Source organism: Candidatus Poribacteria bacterium, from assembly GCA_009839745.1.
GTDB lineage: Bacteria > Poribacteria > WGA-4E > WGA-4E > WGA-3G > WGA-3G.
Map to the genome: position 1 here is coordinate 22737 of VXPE01000054.1, position 19927 is coordinate 42663.

Consider the following 19927-nt stretch of genomic DNA (forward strand, 5'->3'; position numbering starts at 1 on the left):
GCGCAGTAGATAAGGACTTTACTACTTATGCGTTTGGTATTTGCCTGCTGTTTGTTTCTGTTGCTAATTCCCTGCTTAACACTTGCAGATACCGCCGATGGACCCCCCTTGAGACCCTCCCCTGTCCGAGATTTTTTGGCAGAATATCTGCACGCGCCATCGTTTCAGTTGTCCCTATTTTCATACAAACCGGAGTTGGGCAGCTTGGCAGATATTCTCCAGAGCGTCGGCGTATCCCGGGTTCCGGGTGCGCTGTTACCAACGGTTTCGGTTGTATTTGAACATAGTGCTGAGTTCGATTCACGTTTAGAATTCGGCTATTGGCAAATGGAACTTGACATTCCACCGCCTACCTCCGCGAACCTCTCTACCACCCTCATCCCGATTTCGTACCAGTTTATCTATCGTCCAATGCTCCTCTCCGAATATCTCCCAATTTACTTGGGGGGTGGTATCGGTTATTTGGGAACACACCTGAGTGGTAGTGCGATTGACCTCATTGAACAACAGGGTATCCGCTTTGACAATAGCTCCTCAGGACCAACCGGATACGTCCTCATCGGGGCAGAACTGCTGGAGTGGGAACAGAACCTATCCCTCAACTTTGAGGTGAAACGGATACTCAAAACGGTAGAAACAACTGGCACTACCCCACTCGACCTGATTTTAGACGGCACTGCGATTGGTTTAGGCATTAAAATGCGGCTTTAAATGGAAACCATGAAAGGCAAGCGCATTCTCCCTTATGTCGTCTGTCTCGTATTCGGTTGTATCATCGGTGGTTACTCGGATACGCCGCTCCCACTTCTCAGTTTGCTGGCTGTAACGTGTGCTTTCATCTTTTTAGGCATGGAGCTTGCGGTCTATCTGCTGTTAATCGCCCTGCCATTTTCATTTCGCTATATTCTCCCAGGTCGCTTTGAGATTCAAACACCGACAGAACCCCTCTTAGGGATGCTCGTTGCCGTTTACTGCGTGCGACGCATACTGGATCGGGTAATCCGGTCGGGAACCGGAGTTCCCGCCTACGGGACTAAATCGGAAAATACCTTCCCTTTTTTTCCCCCTCTCTGCTTCTACATCCTTGTTACATTTCTTTCTGCCATCAACACGCCCGATCTTTTTGGGACACTTAAGGGAGCACTCCGTGCGACAGCCTACATGCTGTTCAGTGTGATAGTGCACACTGTCATCCAAAACAGGAATTCCCTGAAACGACTTTTTGTCGCCAGTTTTCCGTCCGCTGCGGTTGCCGTCATCTGGACAGTTATTGTCCTCATCTATCACATAGATGCCTGGCAGTGGACAAGTGCGTATCGGAGTGCGCCGTTTACAAATTATTCCGTCTACGGTGCGTTTGCTGCGCTTTTCTTCCTCGTCTGTCTGAGTCGTCTTCTCTTTGACAATAGTGGGTACGACCGTGTGCTCTGGACGGCATGGTTCTTATGCTTCGGTGTGGGACTCCTGTTCTGCTTTTCGCGTGGGGTCTGGCTATCGGTCATCGTTGCGATCGGTTTCATGCTGCTGCAACTGGGGAAAGGCGTTACGCATAAAAAGATTCTGTTTATCGGTGCGGCATGCTTTATCCTACTGGCGTGTCTGAATCTTCCCGGTATCTACAATATTCTCGTTGAACGTGTCACATCCGCGGTGGACCTCAGTTATGCTTCAAACCGAGCGCGTCTCTTACGATGGGGACAGGCTTTCGTGATGTTCGCTGAAAGCCCTATTTTGGGGAAAGGATACGGGGCGTTTGCGATGTTATACGAGGAGGATGTGGCACTTGTTGGAAGTTATACGGCGCAGTATCAACTCGGTGCCCACAGCGAATATCTCCAAGTGATGGCGGAATTGGGAATCGTTGGATTAGGGATATGGGTATGGTTGAACTTTGCCTTCCTACGCTATGGGTTTCGTGCCCTCCAAACGTTAGAAGACGGGTTTTACCGTGCCATGGTCATTGGATTAATGGCGGCAGAAATTTCATTGATGGTGCACTTCACCGTAAACAATCTGCTGAACGGGGACGCCATTGGGATTCCCTTCTGGGGTATCTACGGATTATTGCCGGCTGTTGTGCAAATGGCGAACCGCGAAAAGACTTCATCATAGGTATTTGGAACCAATCCTTACAATCCTTTAGGTTTGCGTGCTATGACACTGGTAATCGCCGAAAACACGCAAGAAAATCTTCTGTCAGATTTAAGAATATCACAAAACCCAAATCAGGACAACTGAAAAGTTATACCAAATCTGAAAGATAAATTCGCATTTTAGAGATTTTGAAACGTTATGAGGTTTCCGCTGGCTTGGACGGGCGAGGGGACCTCGCCCCTACGAACCGGTTTTCGTTAATGAGAAAAGTTCCTTTAGAAATGGTATTAGACTACACCTGATTGAAAAATATCATACAGTATGTTATTATATGCGATAATCTTTTCAATGAGGAAGTGCTATGAACATCATCCACATTATTTCAGACACATTTCGACGGGATAACCTTGCTATCTATGGCGGAAAGGGATACACACCCTCCCTGAATGCTTTCGCGGAAAAATGTGTCGTTTTTGACAAAGCGTATGTCTGTGGTTTTCCGACTGTTCCGATTCGTGGCGAACTCGTGACAGGGCAAGTCAGTATCTGTCGAAGGGGGTGGGAACCTCTCAAACGAGATGTCCCCGTCATCGCTGATGACTTAACGAACGCTGGGATTGTGAGTATGATGATTGCGGATACGCCGCATCACATCAACAACGGTTTCTTTTACAACCGTGGGTTCACGGGATGGAAGTGGATTCGCGGGCAAGAGGGTGATCATTTAGAGACGCAGCCCTACGATTATGAATCGAAAAAATCGTTGCAGTATCGTGAGTACACACGAACACATCCGAACAAATTGCCCGGTGGACTCGGCAATCACCTGAGAAACATGGCGTTCCGACAGACCGAGGCGGACACTTACGTTGCGCAGACGATGCAGACGGCTTGCGACTGGTTGGAACGTAACCATCAGCACGAAAACTTCTACCTGATGGTGGACACTTTCGATCCGCATGAACCGTGGGATGCCCCCGAATGGTATCTAAAGCGTTTCGATGCGAGCGATTACGACGGACCGGAACCGATCTATCCCCCCTACGGTCCCAATCCGATGAATGAACGAGAGACGGAACGGCTCAACGCCCTCTACCGGGCAGAAGCATCACTGGCTGACAACTGGATCGGACAACTCCTGCGGAAAATCGATTATATGGGCTTGATGGAAAACACAATGGTGATCTTCATGGCGGATCACGGTTTCCTACTGGGTGAACACGGACTCCTCGCGAAGAACCTCAGCATGTATGAAGAGGTTATCCATATCCCACTCATGGTTTATCACCCAGAGGCGACACCCCGGCACACCAATGCGCTCGCCAGCATTATTGATATTCCGCCTACCGTTATTGATGTGTTGGATGTGGAACACGAGGCGCAAGTGGAAGGTAACAGTCTTCTGCCCGTTATCATGGGAGATACTGACACAGGACGCGAGTATACTGTTACGCATGGTGCCTGGGTCGGGGGCTGGAGTCCTGATGGCGGTAGCCCGCATGGAAGCATCACGGACGGCACATGGTCTCTGCTTTTAGAGAACCAAGGCGCGCCGCAGCAGTTATTCCATTTACCCTCTGATCCGGAACAGATGAATAATCGGTTTGAATCAGATACGTCAGAGGCGCGGCGGCTCTACCAAGCATTTCTGGACTTCTTAGGGCAGCATGGCGCACCTGACGCAATGGTGACAGAATTCCAGAGTCGATGGCAAGACTGATTTCTACTCAGTACCCCCATTTCTCAAAAACGGTATGGTTCTTAGGGGTTGGGTAACCCAACCTCTACTCTCACAATTCATCGCGCATTGTGTAAGTCCCGATTTACCTTTTATGGTGTAGATACAGTGTCACGTCCCACAAGAGAACAGTGCCATCAAAACTACCGCTGGCGAGAAGCGTGCCATCTGGTGAAAAGGCAATGTCCTGAACGTCAGTGGAGTGCCCCCAGAAAGTGACGATATTCTCACCCGTTGCCACCTCCCACAACCGGATGGACACTTTCTCTGTACCATCCCACCAAGCACCAGAAGCGAGGAAGTATCCACATGGTGAAAATGCCAAGGCAAACTGCCTCCGACACGTTAAGGGCGGTAATATCGCTCTGAGCACTTCATAAGTCTTCGCATCCCATAACCGAATTTCGCCATATAGCCCACCCGCAATGATATCACCACGAGGGGAAAAAGCAAGTGCCCCGATTTCAGGACGCGCAGGTTTATCTCCTCGCTCGCGCCTTTCACGCTGCTGCTCTATGAACTCTTGTTTGTGATACAGATCACCATTATAGCGTTCTGGGTTTAACTGGGTTAAGGAGAGTGAGATCAGTTCCGCACCGGATGCGACATTCCATACCCGAACCGTTTCATCATTTGAAGCACTCACGAGGCGTTTACCATCCGGGGCAAACGCGAGTGCCTTAATAGTAGCAGTGTGTCCAATGAGAGCATTCCGCTGGTTTCCATGTCTATCCCACACATATAACTTGCCATCGTAGTCTCCACTTGCCCATTTTTCGCCTGTAGGCGAGAACACAGCCGCCTGCACATACTCTTCGTGTGCAGTGTGCCCAATGAGCGTATGGTGATTACCTTGCCTATCCCACACATATAATCTACTATCTAGATCCGCGCCTTGCTCCCCAGGCCTTGCCGCGAAGGGTACAGACTCCTGGAGTAGAGCGGACCAATCAATTGTTTGATGCGTTTCAAGATTCCACACGTAAAGCATGTTCCGAGCACTGCCCAATGCGTCTACATTTCCAGAAGGGGAAATATAGACAGAATGGACTTTCGTTTCTGTATTGACAGGGGTCTTTGTCGTCACACGGGATATCAACCGCCGGGATTGTTTTTTGGAAAGCACATCCCAACAAGTGACAGGTCCCGTGCCAGCAGTTAGGAGTGTTTCACCATCTGGCGAAAATGTGACACACGCTGGAAAGGAAATTTCTGTAGAAACAACGGCAACAGCGTGTGGCATATCCACATCCCACAAGTTAATCTCTGCTGCACGCGCGAAAGCCAAAGAAGTGCCTTTTGAAAACCGGATGCTACCGATGGAAGCAGGTAGTTTGAAGGTTTTTAATTTTTCATGGCGTTCCACATCCCACACAAAAGTTGCAGCGGTGTCAGTTTTACCCACCCCAGCAGCACGCAGCGCGCCCGAGGGTAAATAAGACGGAACCATCCAATACTTCTCAGCATATTTGGAAAATACGCGTGTCTGGTTGCCGGTGGTGACACACCACTCTCGTAAGATGCCAGACATATCACCAGCGGCAAGATACCTTCCACAAGGAGAGAAGGTAAGGAAAAGGACTTGTGCCGTATTTCCGTTGAAAGAAGCGACGTGTTCACCTGTTGTTACGTGCCACACTGAGATGCAATCAACGGTGCCCGCTGCGTCAGCCGGACTAGCGCATGCCAAAAAGCACCCATCATCGGAAAAACAGAGGGGTCGCCGCAATCCACGCCATTTAATCTTTATATCTGGAGTGGCGGAACATCGGGAGATCTGTTCACCCGTTTCCGAATGCCAGATGTAAATGACACCCATTGATGTCACCGAAGCAGCAATGTACTGACCGTCCCCAGAAAAGGCAACCCGTGAAATTCCGTCACGCCACTCGTCACTTTTCCCTTCCGAATATTTCATTCTGGAAACGCGTATTCCGCGATGAAGATCCCATACCTTGAGGATACCATCCGCATTGCCAGTGACAAGCCAACGGCTTTCATTAGGGGAAAAATCCACAGTGGTAACCATCCCGCGTTCCGTGTCCCACAACGCGATAGGCACTAGCATCGAGTAGTCATATACCCACACCCCTATATCGGTTCCAACTGCAAAATATTTCCTATCTTGCGAAATGGCCAGGTCGTTCACGCTTCCTCGCCCCAATCGGGCAATTGCTCCGTTAGGTAACCTCCATGTTGCAACATCTTTGTTTATATCTACACATTGTTTCTGAATTTGCGAGATTTGATTTTTCATCTGAAACCATTTCTCTTGGAAAACGAGAGCGTCCCATGCCTTATAGACGAATGTTAACAGCTACGTAAATACCTTCACTCGAAATTAACATCGGATGCTCTCGTTTCACATGAAACGTCTATTTCTCTGTACAACCAGCACCACCACTACATACTGAATTATTTTTGCATTCTTGACAGGTGCTAGGGTAACTACAACCATTTCCACCAGTTGGACATGTAGGTGTACTGTTGCTGAAACTGCTTGCCGGAAGGGGATTATCCTTTCCACCACAACAGTCGTCAGTAACTGTAGTATCCGCAGGGATACCACCTCCGAAATCCGAGCTGCTGTCAACGGCAGAGGAAACTGCCTTTGCCTCACCATCACAGCAATAGGTGGCTTGGGACTCTGAGACCGCTCCATTATTATACGTAAACAGGAAGAGAGCACCACTCAGGAATATCAAAGCAGCCATAAACCGCCAGATGGTGTGCCGGTTTAGGTGAGTCTATCTGAAATCGCAAAAAATGTCAAACTTTTTTCGGCAAAAAAGTAAAAATTGATTTCCCTGCCTTCTCAGAACAGACCCCAAGCGCAATGAATTGCGCGACTGTAAACTCCCGCACAAACACTACGTCCAGTCCATAATCACACCCAAGTATTCATCTTTGCGATCCGCCAATCCATCGTAGGCAGATTGTGCGGATACCTCCGGGTCAATGACATGCGTCAGCAATTCTTGCGCCTTGAACTTGCCCTCACACATCAGTGAATAGACCAAGCGCGAGTTGCGTTCAAGTGAATGTTTCGACTCGCCAGAGTGCATCGTCGGGTAGACCCACTCATGTGCACTTCTGAGCGTAATCGCGCCCAAACCGACACTGTGGCTGTAGTTTAAAATGGCGGTTGCATCTGTGACGTATTCACCGCGCGGCGAACCGAGTAAGATGACCTCTCCCTGTCTGCCGGTCAACTGATATGCTGTTTCGACGAGTCGTGGGTTTCCGATCGCTTCGACAGTGACCGCGGCTTTCTCGCCGTTTGTCAAATCTATAACCCGTTCCAGCGCATCTTCTTCATCTGGATTAATCAGGTGTTGGATACCGCACTGCCGAGCGATTTCAAGTCGACGCGGCACCCGCTCGATGCTGATAACTTTCATGCCTGCCAGATTGAAAAGTTGCGAGGCAGAGTTGCCGACCAATCCCAAACCGATAACCGCAACGGTATCCCCGAATTCGGCGGAAGATACCCGTAGAGAGGTCATTGCGACTGTCGCCATTCGGACGAACGGAACCAATTTCTCGTCTATGTCTAAAGGCGGTTTAAACGCTAAAAGGACTGACTCGGTTTTGGCGATAGAGGCGTGTGGACCATAGCAGAAGGCGAGGTCTCCGACGGCACATTTGGTCACATTTTCACCAACTTTGCGGACTTCGCCGATCGACGTATAGCCGGAGCCGTGTGGGAACTGTGTTCCACTTTCGAGTCCAGTATACCCTGCGCCTTCGGTGCCGGGACTAATCAAACTGTAGTGCGTTTTTAACAGAATTTGGTTCGGCGTGAGTGTCTCATCAAGTTCAAAATCCTCCAGCGTTGCTGAACGTTTCGCTGGCATCACAATCCGTTTTCCTTTCATGCCGTAATGCTCCTTGTTGAATTTTTTCCATTATGGTATCATATTTGCCAAACTTTTTATATTTTTATAGTAAAACCCATAATTAATGGGACATTTGACAGCGGGCGAGGGGACCTCGCCCCTACGAGGTGAGGCAGGCATGTCGGAGCGTTAAAATGTCTTTTTAATTCTAAACTTTACTATAATTATTCCTTGCGGTAGGGAGAGATTTTTTATGAGACTCACGCCAGAGCAGTGCGAAACCTTCTGGACACAAGGTGTTCTAATCGCCAAAAATGTCTTGACTGACGAAGACCTCCAGCCGGTGATTGACGAGATTTCAGATTGGATTTCGGAACGCGCCCTTGCCTTAAAGCAGGAAGGTAAAATCGAAGACTTGCATGAAGATGACCCCTTTGATAAACGGTTCGGTAAGTTGTTAGCACAATCCAACGAGATGGTGAGTGGCTTGGACATCATGCACTACCGTGGCAAAGCCATCTTTGAATTCCTGAAGAACGACAACCTTTTAGATGTCGTTGAAGGTATTGTGGGTCCCGAAATTACGTGTAATCCGATTCAGCATCTACGTGCGAAACCGCCCGTTATAGACGGGAATGCGAGTTGGGCAGGGGGTGTGCCGTGGCACCAAGATGCTGGTGTGATGATGCCAGAAGCGGAGGGATCCGCCATCATCACATGTTGGCTTCCACTGGGGGACAGCACAATAGAGATGGGATGTCTTGAAGCGTTGCCGGGTATTACTGAAGACAAAGGCTATCTGAGCCACCAAAAAGAGGGCGGGACGATGATCAAACCGGAGTTGATGCCGGATGTTGAACCGCTTATGTTGGAATGTTATCGTGGTGATGTTATCTTATTGAGCCGCTTCACCCCACATCGCTCGCAACCGAACACGTCCGATCGGTGCCGTTGGTCGCTGGATTTACGTTATCAGACCACAGGACATCATACGGGACGCACGGCGCATCCAGACTTCATCGTCCGGAGTCGTAAAAATCCCGAAACTGTCCTATCTGAACACCAAGAATGGTGCGATTTGTGGACAGATGCTTTTGAAAACCCACGCGGCTTCGCAGGACATAGGTCGGTATAACCATCAGCGGTTGGCAGTCGATTATCGGTTATCGGAAAATTGTAGCACAATCTATATGAGGATTCAGGATTTAATTCGGTCATTTCTGAACGTGCGATAAATCGCACGACCACGAACCAGCCTGTTATTTAGATTGTATAGGTTTAACAGTAATTGTAGCCTGCAACAACGGCGCAGGCGGATATACGCAAAAGCACGTGAAATCATTAACCCACTTGATCGAACCGCAAGGAAAAATTAAAGAATGGAAGCGATTATTCTGTGCGGCGGTCTCGCCACGCGGCTCGGTGAGACAGCGAAAACACTGCCGAAGATTCTGCTGGAGATCGCTGGGAAAACAGTATTGGAATGGCAAATCCAATTGCTGAGAGATGTAGGTGTCACCTCGGTCATCCTCGCGTCGGGACACCTTCACGATGTGCTTTATGGGCGGGTAGGAGACGCTTACGCTGGGATGTGTATCCGTTATGCCAAAGAGGAAAAGCGACTCGGTACTGGCGGCGCGATTCAGCATGCGATGCAGCAGATCGATACATCGCCCTTTTTTGTCCTAAACGGCGATATTCTGATCGCTAACTTTTCGCTACGGGAAATGTTGGTTCGATTTGAGCAAGGGATGGCAGGGGTGCTGTTAAGTGTGCATGTCCCGGACATCCGTCCCTACGGCGAGATTGTATCGGACGGTGAGGGAAAAATTCAGGCGTTTCGTGAGAAACAGTCTACCCGTTGTGCTGGGTATATCAACAGTGGGGTATATCTTTTCGATCGAAGCATTGCTGACACGTTTCCAAGCGACCGAGAAAACTTCTCTATGGAACGAGACGTTTTTCCATCCGTTTCCAATCTCTATACTTTAGAAACGGATGCCGACTGGATCGATATCGGTGTTCCAGAGCGGCTGGCTCACGCCCGTGAACATTTTTAATTTTCCTTGCGGTTCGATCAGGTGAGTTTAGCACTTTGACGCTTCTTTCCGTAGATCCGCTTTCTGTACGGGTTGGGCGACCCAACCGCTACGCGTTCCAAGCTACCTGATCTTTAACCTATATCCCTCTTTACTGACAATTTTTTGTCGACTGCTACCCGTCTGTTCCCTCTGTTCGCAAGACGACATAACTCCGATACCGTTCTGCATGTATTTCACCGGCTTCAACGGCATCCTGAACAGCACAATCGGGTTCCGCAACGTGGGCACAATCGTTGTATTTGCAGGTGCCGAGATACGGTTCCATTTCTGGGAAATAGTACTCTAAATTCTCTGTATCTATCCCCCACAATCCGACTTCCCGTATACCGGGCGTGTCGGCGACTTCACCCCCGAGGTCTAAGGGAAAGAGTTCGACAAGGGTCGTTGTATGCCGTCCCTTCTGGGTTCTGATACCGACTTCACCTGTCCGCAAGTCTAAACTCGGTTGAAGTGCGTTCAGTAGGCTGGATTTGCCGACACCAGATGCACCGACAATAACACTAAATTTATCACTCAGCACATTTTGGAGTGCGTCCAGGCTCTCAGGAACATTGATACTGGTATAGATGACCCGGTACCCCAATTTCTCATAAACGGCAAAGGTCGTTTCGAGTTCCGTCCGTTGTGCCGCATCCACTAAGTCCATTTTGTTGAGACATACCACGGCTTCCATGTCGCCGGCTTCCGCCAAGATAAGGAATCTATCGAGTGTCCGAAAGTTAAGGGGCGGCATCAGCGTGGAGACAACGGCTACGATTTGATGTGCATTCGCAACGATAACCTGTTCAATGTCCCCGTGTTTTCCAGCGTACTGCCGCGAGAATTTTGTCTGACGCGGCAGAATATCCTCTACCACTCCCTCCTCCATATCAAGTTGCGTGAAAAGGACCCAATCACCCACAGCAACTGGATCGGCATACAGTCTGCGTCCGGTTTCAGAACGGTGTCTCCGTTTGAGGGTGCCACGGAGTGTGCAGCGCAGGATAATATCATTGTATTGGACATCATAAAACCCTGTCCGCGCCCGGATGACTCTGCCTTGTTCGCGTGTAAGGATAGATCCCACCTCCCAAAAGTGTGGAAATATTCATTCCTCAGATATACGTTTTCATGGTCTTTAAAGCTACCTCAACATCTTCGTCAAAATTGTCAAACTTGCACTCGCATGAGACGCGACCGTCATAGCCCGCTTTTTGGAGTGCCGTGAAGAAATCTGTGAAATCGAAATCGTCGTTTCCGGGATAGGAACGTTTAACAGGTTCCGCTATGTGAACGTGCGCGAGCCACTCAGCAGCGTCGATGGTGTTTTGCATCGGTTCTTCTTCCTGGTGGATATGATAGAGGTCGGCCAACGCCTTGACACCGGGACGATTCACTCGTTTTGCCATAGCGAGTCCATCTGCGACGGTCCGAAGGATGTTTCCTTCTCGCCAACAAATTGGTTCAATAACAATCGTCATGTTATGCGTTTCGGCGTGATCCGCCGCCATATCCAGGAACTCAGCAATTTGCGCCAATGCACGTTCGCGCGAATAGCCTTCCTCTATACTACGGGAACCGCTGCTGCCGTAGACGATAACTTCACCGCCAATTTCATTGCCTCTCCGACATGCAGTCTCCACATACCGCGATAAACGCGAAAAATCGACGACATCGCCTACGACGCGCAAGTCACCCGGAATGAACCCCGAATAGGATTCCGGCTTTAAGGGTGCCTTCGCTACCTGTTGACGAATTTTCTGGAATTCAGTCTCATCTGCCTCAGGCATCAACCCCGGACGCACGCCTAATTCAATATAGTCATATCCGACTTCCGCGAGCCGATTGACATTCTCCAAACCTGTACAGACCCCAAATCTCATGTGTTCACATCCCCTTATCAGTGTACTTAAAGCATAGGAATAAATGAATGTAAAACACCTTTAACAACAATTAAGGTATTTTACTCGTCCGCTTGTCCTTCTAATTGTTTCTGAAGACTATAAATCGTCCAATTGGCAGTATTGCTCTGATAAAGTAAGAGTTAGCTTTCGGATTCCATGAAGAATACCTGGAGCTGTCGGGTTTCGCTGACGCTCTACCCGACCTACTCATCATAAACTCAATCTTGATGCAATACTAGGTGTCGGTGCGGTATCCGTTTCTTTCTCACGAGCATCCGCAGGTGTTTTCTGGCGTTGACACAGAGGGGTCGACGGTCCGCGTCTGCCGCTTGAGCGTTTCAGTGGAGTGACATTCACAAGAGGTATGATCACTTATAGAACGGATTCGCTTTTCTGCCACCATCACGCTCATACCAATAGCGAGAGAAAAAAGTGTGATGGACAGGAAGATACGAAATTTTTTCATGAAGGTTTTCCCTTTCCCTATTTTTGTGAGGTGTCTATTCTTTGGTATTCGGGTGAGCTCTACCACGGGGAGGTTCACCATTCCCTATTTTTGTGAGTGTCTTCATATCGTCATTTTCAGGATCATCCGCTCCGGGGGTTCTGAGAAGGATAATGCCTTCATCTGTTTCTCTCGTGACACCCAACAGGACACGCCCCGCACCATCCTGTTCGCCATTTACGGAAACAAAACCTCCGTATCCATAATGTGAACCGAGTTCCACACTATAATTATAATTTCTTCGGGTGTTTAACGTGCCCCCACCGCCCAAGTCTTCAGCCTCGATTCCTAAGCAGACAACATCTTTGCGCGGCAAAATACAGGGGTCCAAGATTTCTGTGAACTGCTTGAAAACTTCAAGAAACCCACCGCCTTTATCGTCTTCGCCACAAATGTAAACACCACTCATGCCGTTAACGCTTCCAACTCGGATCTCACCAGAGCCTTCTTCATTCACGGAGAGCGTAATCACAGATTCTCCTTCTGTATCAACAATATGGAGTTCAGTGCATTTTAAAACGGGCTTGGATTCGGCTTCAGCGAGCCTACGTTCCAATTCTTCAATACGACGCTGAAGTCCCTCAAAATCTTCTGTAGTGGACATCTTTGAAACTCCGGTAATTCTAAAATCTACCATAACGCTGTGGTCTAATTCACTCAAGTGAGTCCGTCTCCCCAGAATGAATTTGGAAGTTTTAGAAACTATTATAACGTCTAAGGTCCCCTACTCCTATTTCCCAAATCGTCGTTTTCGTTGGCTATACGCACGCAACGCCCGGAGAAAATCAATCTTCCGAAACGAGGGCCAGTACGTATCGCAGAAATAGAATTCCGAGTAGACGCTCTGCCACAGCAAAAACCCCGATAACCGCACCTCTCCGCTGGTGCGAATAATTAACTCAGGATCAGGAAGGTTTGAGGTGTAAAGATAGGGTGTAATCTTATCCACTGTGAGTTCGTCTGCGATCTGGTGAATAGGTTTACCACTCTCACCCTCGGCTTTGAGGTGCCCCCGAAACGCTTCAATAATTTCCTCTCGCCCGCCATAAGCGACAGCGACATTTAAGATAAATTTGTCGTAATGTTGCGTTGCCTCCTCTGCCTCCCGAATTGCTTCTTGCAGGCTACTGGGTAAGAGTTCTATCTGTCCCATCGCACGCACTTTGATCCGGTTCGTATGGAGTCCCTTAATAGTGACAAGCTCCCGCATTTTCCCTTCAATCAGCCCAAGAATTCCTTCAACTTCATGTGCGGCGCGTTTGAAATTATCAAGAGAGAAAATCCAGATAGAGAAAATTTCAACGCCGAGTTCGTCACACCAATGGAGTACCTCTTCGAGTTTGTCCGCACCTTCATGATGCCCTTCAATGACATCCTCAAGTCCACTGGCTTTCGCATAGCGACGATTTCCGTCTAAAATTACACCGATATGGCGTGGGATATTCCATGCATTGGCTTCGGATTCCAAACGCCTCTGATAAGCCCTGTAAAAAAATCTTTCAACTCTATTTTTAATATAGTGGAATGGGTTCATATACATATCCTGAGTCGTTACAGATGCAATGTAGGCACAACCTGTTTAGGTCTCCCATATTGCGACATTTATTATACCACAGAAGCGTTATTTAGAAAAGTCTATAATCAACAGAGATTTTAAAGTTGACATGTTGAAGAAAGTGTGATAAATTTATTGGGAAATATTCACAGATGGCAGTCGGGTGTCTGTAGGGATCCCTAAAACAATACGTATCCATCTACTCTCAAACTTGCAGTATATTTATGTGCAAACTCCTAATCACTGACGCGCAGCCCGTAACGAAGTGGAGGGCGGTTTTACGGAAAGGCACTTCATTCATCAAACCCGCCTCAACGAACCGCAAGGAATAATTAAAAATTCGCTAACATTATCACAAATTCCCGCCCACGGTGTCACACTCAAATCTATTCTTATTGCTGTTATTCTAATACCGATTAACTGCTACTGGGTTATTGAGATGGAGGTTATTCGGTATTCAGGTCATCCTGTGACGATTTCCCTCTTTTTTAATGTGATCTTCAGTCTATTCCTGATTATCGGCATGAACGCCCTGTTGCGCCGTTTCATCCCGAGTTTAGCATTGGCACAAAGCGAGTTAGTCATTGTTTACCTGATGCTTTCCATTGCTTCGGGAATTACTGGTCACGATATGCTTGAGATTTTGGTACCGATGTTAGGGCATGCCTTCCGTTTTGCTACCCCGGAAAACGAATGGCAACAGTTGTTTGTCCCCTTCCTGCCAAAGTGGCTCACCATTAGCGACCCGTCCCTTCTACACGGCTATTATGAGGGTGAACTCCCGCTTTACACAGTTGACACATTGCTTGGCTGGGCAACGCCGGTCCTCTGGTGGACTGCCTTTATTACTGTGTTGATTTTCGGAATGCTTTGCATCAATATAATTGTTCGTAAACAATGGATCGAACACGAGAAATTAAGTTATCCGATCATCCAACTCCCGCTCCAATTGACAGAAACACCACGGAATCGCCTCTTTCAGAATAAATTGATGTGGCTCGGTTTTGGCATTGCTGGTGCGCTTGCTTTCTGGAATGGTGTCAACTTTCTGTACCCGATCCTACCTGAGCTACGAACCCGTGTGCGAAGTTTCCAAATTTTTACGGAGAGCCCGTGGAACGCTATGGGGAGAATTCCGTTTTCATTGTATCCGTTCGCGATCGGACTCGGTTTCTTTATTCCTCTTGATCTCTCCTTCTCGTGTTGGTTCTTCTTCTGGTATTGGCGTTTCATGCGTGTCCTCGGTGCTGCCCTTGGATTACGGAGTCTGCCTCGCTTTCCGTACATGAACGAGCAGGCATCAGGTGGCTACCTCGCTTTGTGTGCTTTAGCTATCTGGGCAAGCCGCAAACACCTTTTGGACGTTGCCAAAACAGTCTTTGGATTTGGAAGGATTTCGGAGGACACCCGGCAAGAACCGATGTCATATCGCGGCGCGACGATCGGTCTTATCGCAGTAATGGCATTCCTTGTACTTTTTTGCTACTATGGGGGTGCTGAAATTTGGGTGATGTTTGCATTCTTCGTTATTTATTATATGATCTCCATTGCTATTACGCGAATGCGCGCCGAATTAGGCACGCCTGTGCATGATCTTCACTACTCCGGTCCTGATGAGATTTTGAGTCGGACTGTCGGAACAAGGCGTTTGGGGAGAGACAACCTCATTATGTTTTCGATGTTTTGGTTTATCAATCGTGCGCATCGAAGCCATCCAATGCCGCACCAGCTCGAAGGTTTCAAGATCATGGAACGGACAAACATGACGATGAACCGTATCATTTTCGCCTTAACGCTTGCGACTATTTTAGGATCGTTAGCAGGATTTTGGGCGTTAATCGACCGCGGGTATCGCCTCGGCATGGAGGTCCGCGCCTATTGGCCCTCTCTCAGTGCCTTTGGCATAGAGCCGTATCGTCGGCTTGCGGGATGGTTGCAAGCCCCAGAAGAGACACTCATCCCTGAAAGCGGATTTATGGGTCTGGGGTTCCTCTTAACAACAGTGTTAATGTTCTTTCGGATGCGATTCGTATGGTGGCCCTTTCATCCCGCAGGTTTCGCTATCTCTACGAGTTGGGGGATGAATGTTACGTGGAGCTGCCTTTTCATGAGTTGGTTAATCAAGTGGCTTATTCTTCAGTATGGCGGTGTCGTCCGGCATCGCAAGATAGCTCCCTTTTTCTTAGGGTTAATTTTGGGGGAGTTTACGGTCGGGAGTCTCTGGACAATCTTAGGGATTATCGCCGGCATTCCGACTTATGGATTTTGGGTGTAGTAAAAGGGATCTGATTTAACCAAACCTTTTTAACCGAAAACTGAAAGGGCTGCGTAGCCACCCGGACTGACAATCCTTTAAAAGTTGTCAGATCGCGAACCTACTGCCAAATTCAGCGGCAATAGCAGCAATGTTAGACTAAATAGGAGTGTCCACTGCCATTCCCATTTGAGGGGTGCCATTCCTAAAAATTGCGCTACAGGTTCAATATAGAGCGTCGCCAAATGGAGTGCTATAATAACAAGTGAAATAATGATGAGACGAAAGTTCGCGAAGACCCTTTGAACCAGCGATTCCCATGGATACCGTAAAGCTTGCCAACATGTAGCCAGCTGCGTGAAAATAAGGGTGGTACACGCTGCTGTTCGCGCGGTCGCAATACCTAAAGCATTTGGATCTGTCATATCTCCGACGGAAAGGACATCCCTCATTAATGTTGAAACACCGAATGTATCGGATGCTATAGGGGAACGCCAGAGAATAAAGAAGAAGGGGATGATTGTCATCAGACTAATAGTCACAGCACGGCAAACGATGTCTATACCTGTCGTTTTTGAAAGGAAGCGCGACCTCGAAAACCGCGTTGGCCGGTGATGCCGGTTGGTATCGTTGGCATCAGCAAATATCCGTTCTGTGCCTATAACGAATGATGGTAATAGGGTCAGGAGAAATTGGGTCCAAATTATCTGTGTTAACGTCAATGGCATCGGCATCTTATAGAGATAGTGGAGAACCGTCCCAAAAGAGAGTGTGAGAAGTAGGGAGAGTGTACAAGAAAAGTTCCATCGTAGAAAACCGGCAGCGTTATGGTAAGCCTCGCGAGCATGCAGCAGCACATCTTTTACAGCCTGAAACCCTTCCTTGTTAATGAGTCCATCGGCTGGGGCTTGGACAACATGCGATGCATCACCCTTACTCGCAAGTGTAATATCCGCAACGGTCATTGCTCGGAGGTCTTCCCTATTTTGCCCCAGAAATCCGACTGCATGGCTTTGACGTTTTAAACTGAGGACGATATTCCGACGCTGATACCACGTCGGTTGCGAATAAGCGATCCACTTTGCTGTTTCAGCATCGAGTTGTTCACGCGAGACCTTCTCAAGTTCCTCTCTTGACACGACGGCTTTTCGGTTATGGACAAGCCCAAGATCCTTCGCAAGATCGACCGTCTCTTGCTCCTCGCTTTCAGTGATGAGGATAATTTTAAGTCCAGTATCAAGGCTGGACTTCAGGATCGTCTTCGTCCGTTCATCATTGCTAGCAGAAAAACTGATAAATCCTAAAAAGATAAGATTGTACTCCATTTCCTGCGGCTTCAGCATAACATCAGAGGAATGATAGGCTACGCCATAGACATGCGATTTCGTACTCATCAGATAGTCTATAATTTCATGATACATTTCGTGCCTATCGTCCGATAGGGGTATTGCTTCGCCATTAACGAGTACATAACCGCAAGTGTCAAGCACTGTTCGGGCATCTCCAAAGATGATATTAAGATAATCCTCGGGTGCTGACTCGAAGACTTGCATTTGATAGGGATAGTTACGCGTGCCAGGATACGTATTCACCAAGGGAAGTCGAGTCCTGACATTTTTCAGTTGGTAGCCGAGTTTCTTCACATCCCTTTGGATGGCGATCTTGGGCGATATCCCCCTGCCGGAAGACATAACTTCTGAAGTTGCCTGCGTGTTAAGGAGGTTAACACTGTCTGTATCCTGTCCATCAGAAGTCCCGAGTCCTGCTGTGAACACTAAGTGCGGGGCCCCTTGCGGAATTTTTCCGCCGGGTGCCAGTGTCTCAATCGCGTTTTGTCGCTCTGCGGGGGTAAGCGCCTTGAGAGAATTTAACCAATCCTTCCATGTTTTGGCATCCACCAATTGTTCATCAACGAAAAGGCTTGAAATTGTTAGGGAGCGTGTGGTGGAAAGCCCATTTTCATTCGCCAAAAAAGTGGTAATGCGACTTAGTTTTTCAAGGCTACGTGAATTCCGTAGCACAACTCCTTTCTGCAACAATCTTTGGGCGTGTTTAGAAAAGAATAAACGGAGCAGTTGAATCACATCTTGCGGGGCAGATGCGACGGCAAATAGCATCCCTAAATGGATGAGAGATTGCCAATTGGTTGCACGATTCTGATATTCGAACCACCATGCGATTGCGACAGCCACTCCTCCCACAACCATGCCGATAACTTTTATAACTGTATATAAACCTTTTATCTCACCCTCTGCGAGGGTATGCGAGACGAGCGTTGGACGTGCATCCGGACGTTGTTTCCATATTTCCAATTGCTTCCCTGTCTGCACAACGATTGCGAGTCCATGCCCTGCTACAACATACGTCCCGCCGAACGCCATATTTTTTTGTCTTTGAGGTGGTAAAGCACTATCTTGAACATCTATCGCCACCTTTTGTACAGGTTCCTCAGTTCCAAAAAGTCCGGACTCATCAATCATAAGACCTTCTGATTCAATGATCCTGGCATCAGCAGGTACATAGTCCCCCGCGCTGAAAGGCAGTAGATCCCCAGGCACGATGTCCTCTGGGGCACACTCATCTAATTTCCCTTGTCGAATCACCTTGATACTATGCACCATAAGCCTATTATGGGTGGTATCACGGCTGCGAATGCGATATTCCATCGTGTATGCGGACACGGCATGAATAACCAGAACTGCTCCAACAACGCTGACTGCCTGAAGTGTAACACTGCTCGTCCCGTTGGTCAGGGAAACACCGAGGATGACTGTGGCGACTCCCAAAACAATCACACGCCACGTGAACAACGCTTTAAGAAATGCTGCAAAAGGAAAAGCGTCCTTCTCTGGGGCCCCCTCGTTTTTACCGTGCTGTGCTTTCGCCTTCTGAAAGGCTTCGGCACTCAGTCCCTGCTCCATGTTGGAGTTGAATTTATTCAGTATTGATGCAATGTTTTCCGCATAAAAATTTGACATATTTTAACTTTTAATTGTTCCTTGCGGTTCGGTCAGGTGGGTTTAAAAAACGCTTGCTCCGTGAGCATCCGGCTTCAAAATTTTAATATCAGACGCGATCTGGTGCTTTTCAAAGGCGGCTTGCATTTTCTCAGCAACCCGTTCTGTGTGCTCCAGACAATAGGCTGCGATCGTTGGTCCTGCCCCGCTCAATGTAACGCTAAGTGCGCCAGCAGCGGTAGCGGCTTCTGCCACATCATCAAATCCTGGAATTAGTGAAGTGCGGTAAGGTTGATGCAACCTATCCTTCATTGCCACACGCAACATTTCAAATTGTCTTGTAGCAATACTGGCGATTAGCAGTGTGCTCCGGCTTGTATTATAGATTGCATCTGCGAAATCTACTGATTTCGGTAAAACCCCGCGTGCTTGCTCCGTTGAGAGTGGAAAATCAGGAATCGCCAATACAATCGACAGGAGGGACGGACATTCTAATCGAACAGTATGCACCTGATCACCCTCCTGTGCTGAAACGACAAGCCCGCCATACAGTGAGGCAGCGACGTTATCGGGATGCCCTTCCAGTTCAGTCGCAAAGTTGAGCAGTTCCGTGTCAGAAAATGGAGTGTCGCAGAGGGCATTTGCAGTAAGCAACCCTCCAAGAATGGCTGTTCCACTGCCGCCGAGACCCCGAATTGCAGGTATCCCATTTTCTATCTGCAATCTGAAGCCTTTCGGACGTTTCGTCCCACTTCGATGGAAAACGAGTTCTACGGCTTGAAACGCGACATGCGCCGGCGTACTGGGTATTTTATCCGCATCTACGCCGCTGACAATCACTTCAGTCCCGGTTTCAGAAGGTTCTAACGTAACAGTGCTATAGAGTTGGAGGGCAAGCCCTAACACGTCGAATCCGGGTCCCAGATTCGTTGTGCTTGCCGGGATCCGTGCGGTAACTTTTCGGTTAAAAGTAGGAGGCATTTTTAATTACACCTTCGAT

General features: G+C 48.3%; 15 protein-coding genes. 6 read left to right on the forward strand and 9 right to left on the reverse strand.

Annotation, left to right across the window (positions count from 1 at the left end):
• Window positions 1–27 precede the first annotated feature (27 nt).
• The 3 genes from F4X88_09115 to F4X88_09125 all read left to right on the forward strand — a co-directional run bounded on the left by F4X88_09115 (window position 28) and on the right by F4X88_09125 (window position 3814).
• Window positions 28–711: a hypothetical protein gene (locus tag F4X88_09115; GenBank protein ID MYA56441.1), complete on the forward strand. Its 684-nt coding sequence runs from the start codon at window positions 28–30 to the stop codon at window positions 709–711.
• Window positions 712–2112, forward strand: a complete 1401-nt coding sequence (locus F4X88_09120) for an O-antigen ligase family protein (GenBank protein ID MYA56442.1) — start codon at window positions 712–714, stop codon at window positions 2110–2112. It begins immediately after the preceding gene.
• Between the two features lie 343 nt (window positions 2113–2455).
• On the forward strand, window positions 2456–3814 hold the full coding sequence (locus F4X88_09125; GenBank protein ID MYA56443.1) for a sulfatase: 1359 nt from the start codon (window positions 2456–2458) through the stop codon (window positions 3812–3814).
• 103 nt (window positions 3815–3917) lie between these two features.
• Here the strand turns inward: F4X88_09125 and F4X88_09130 are convergent, their stop codons facing one another.
• Together F4X88_09130 and F4X88_09135 are read right to left on the reverse strand one after the other, a co-directional pair.
• The gene (locus tag F4X88_09130; protein ID MYA56444.1) at window positions 3918–6089 is read right to left on the reverse strand and encodes a hypothetical protein; all 2172 of its coding nucleotides are present in this window, start codon (window positions 6087–6089) and stop codon (window positions 3918–3920) included.
• A gap of 613 nt (window positions 6090–6702) precedes the next feature.
• The gene (locus tag F4X88_09135; GenBank protein MYA56445.1) at window positions 6703–7710 is read right to left on the reverse strand and encodes a zinc-binding alcohol dehydrogenase; all 1008 of its coding nucleotides are present in this window, start codon (window positions 7708–7710) and stop codon (window positions 6703–6705) included.
• Window positions 7711–7924: 214 nt separating this feature from the next.
• On the opposite strand from F4X88_09135, the gene F4X88_09140 reads away from it, so the two are divergent.
• Complete coding sequence (locus F4X88_09140) at window positions 7925–8806, forward strand: phytanoyl-CoA dioxygenase family protein (GenBank protein ID MYA56446.1); 882 nt, start codon at window positions 7925–7927, stop codon at window positions 8804–8806.
• 244 nt (window positions 8807–9050) lie between these two features.
• Complete coding sequence (locus F4X88_09145; GenBank protein ID MYA56447.1) at window positions 9051–9731, forward strand: NTP transferase domain-containing protein; 681 nt, start codon at window positions 9051–9053, stop codon at window positions 9729–9731.
• 154 nt (window positions 9732–9885) lie between these two features.
• On the opposite strand, the gene rsgA is transcribed toward F4X88_09145, so the two are convergent.
• The 5 genes from rsgA to uppS all read right to left on the reverse strand — a co-directional run bounded on the left by rsgA (window position 9886) and on the right by uppS (window position 13695).
• Window positions 9886–10860 (reverse strand): ribosome small subunit-dependent GTPase A, encoded by a 975-nt coding sequence (rsgA, locus tag F4X88_09150; GenBank protein MYA56448.1) that lies wholly within the window; start codon window positions 10858–10860, stop codon window positions 9886–9888.
• Between the two features lie 7 nt (window positions 10861–10867).
• Window positions 10868–11635, reverse strand: coding sequence for a sugar phosphate isomerase/epimerase (locus tag F4X88_09155; protein MYA56449.1), 768 nt, complete (start codon window positions 11633–11635; stop codon window positions 10868–10870).
• A gap of 286 nt (window positions 11636–11921) precedes the next feature.
• A complete protein-coding gene (locus tag F4X88_09160) occupies window positions 11922–12122 on the reverse strand; it encodes a hypothetical protein (GenBank protein ID MYA56450.1) in 201 nt (66 codons plus the stop codon).
• A gap of 34 nt (window positions 12123–12156) precedes the next feature.
• The gene (locus tag F4X88_09165) at window positions 12157–12765 is read right to left on the reverse strand and encodes a hypothetical protein (protein ID MYA56451.1); all 609 of its coding nucleotides are present in this window, start codon (window positions 12763–12765) and stop codon (window positions 12157–12159) included.
• 126 nt (window positions 12766–12891) lie between these two features.
• Window positions 12892–13695 carry a di-trans,poly-cis-decaprenylcistransferase gene (gene uppS / locus F4X88_09170; GenBank protein MYA56452.1) on the reverse strand — a complete coding sequence of 268 codons (804 nt, stop codon included), beginning with the start codon at window positions 13693–13695 and terminating at the stop codon, window positions 12892–12894.
• 286 nt (window positions 13696–13981) lie between these two features.
• Between uppS and F4X88_09175 the strand changes: the two genes are divergently transcribed.
• Entirely contained in the window at window positions 13982–15991 is a 2010-nt protein-coding gene (locus F4X88_09175) for a hypothetical protein (protein ID MYA56453.1), read from the forward strand.
• A 77-nt stretch (window positions 15992–16068) separates the two neighbouring features.
• Here F4X88_09175 and F4X88_09180 read toward each other — a convergent pair whose 3' ends face one another.
• Both F4X88_09180 and F4X88_09185 read right to left on the reverse strand, forming a co-directional pair.
• Window positions 16069–18948 carry a cation-transporting P-type ATPase gene (locus F4X88_09180; protein ID MYA56454.1) on the reverse strand — a complete coding sequence of 960 codons (2880 nt, stop codon included), beginning with the start codon at window positions 18946–18948 and terminating at the stop codon, window positions 16069–16071.
• 42 nt (window positions 18949–18990) lie between these two features.
• Window positions 18991–19908: a homoserine kinase gene (locus F4X88_09185; protein MYA56455.1), complete on the reverse strand. Its 918-nt coding sequence runs from the start codon at window positions 19906–19908 to the stop codon at window positions 18991–18993.
• Window positions 19909–19927: the final 19 nt, after the last annotated feature.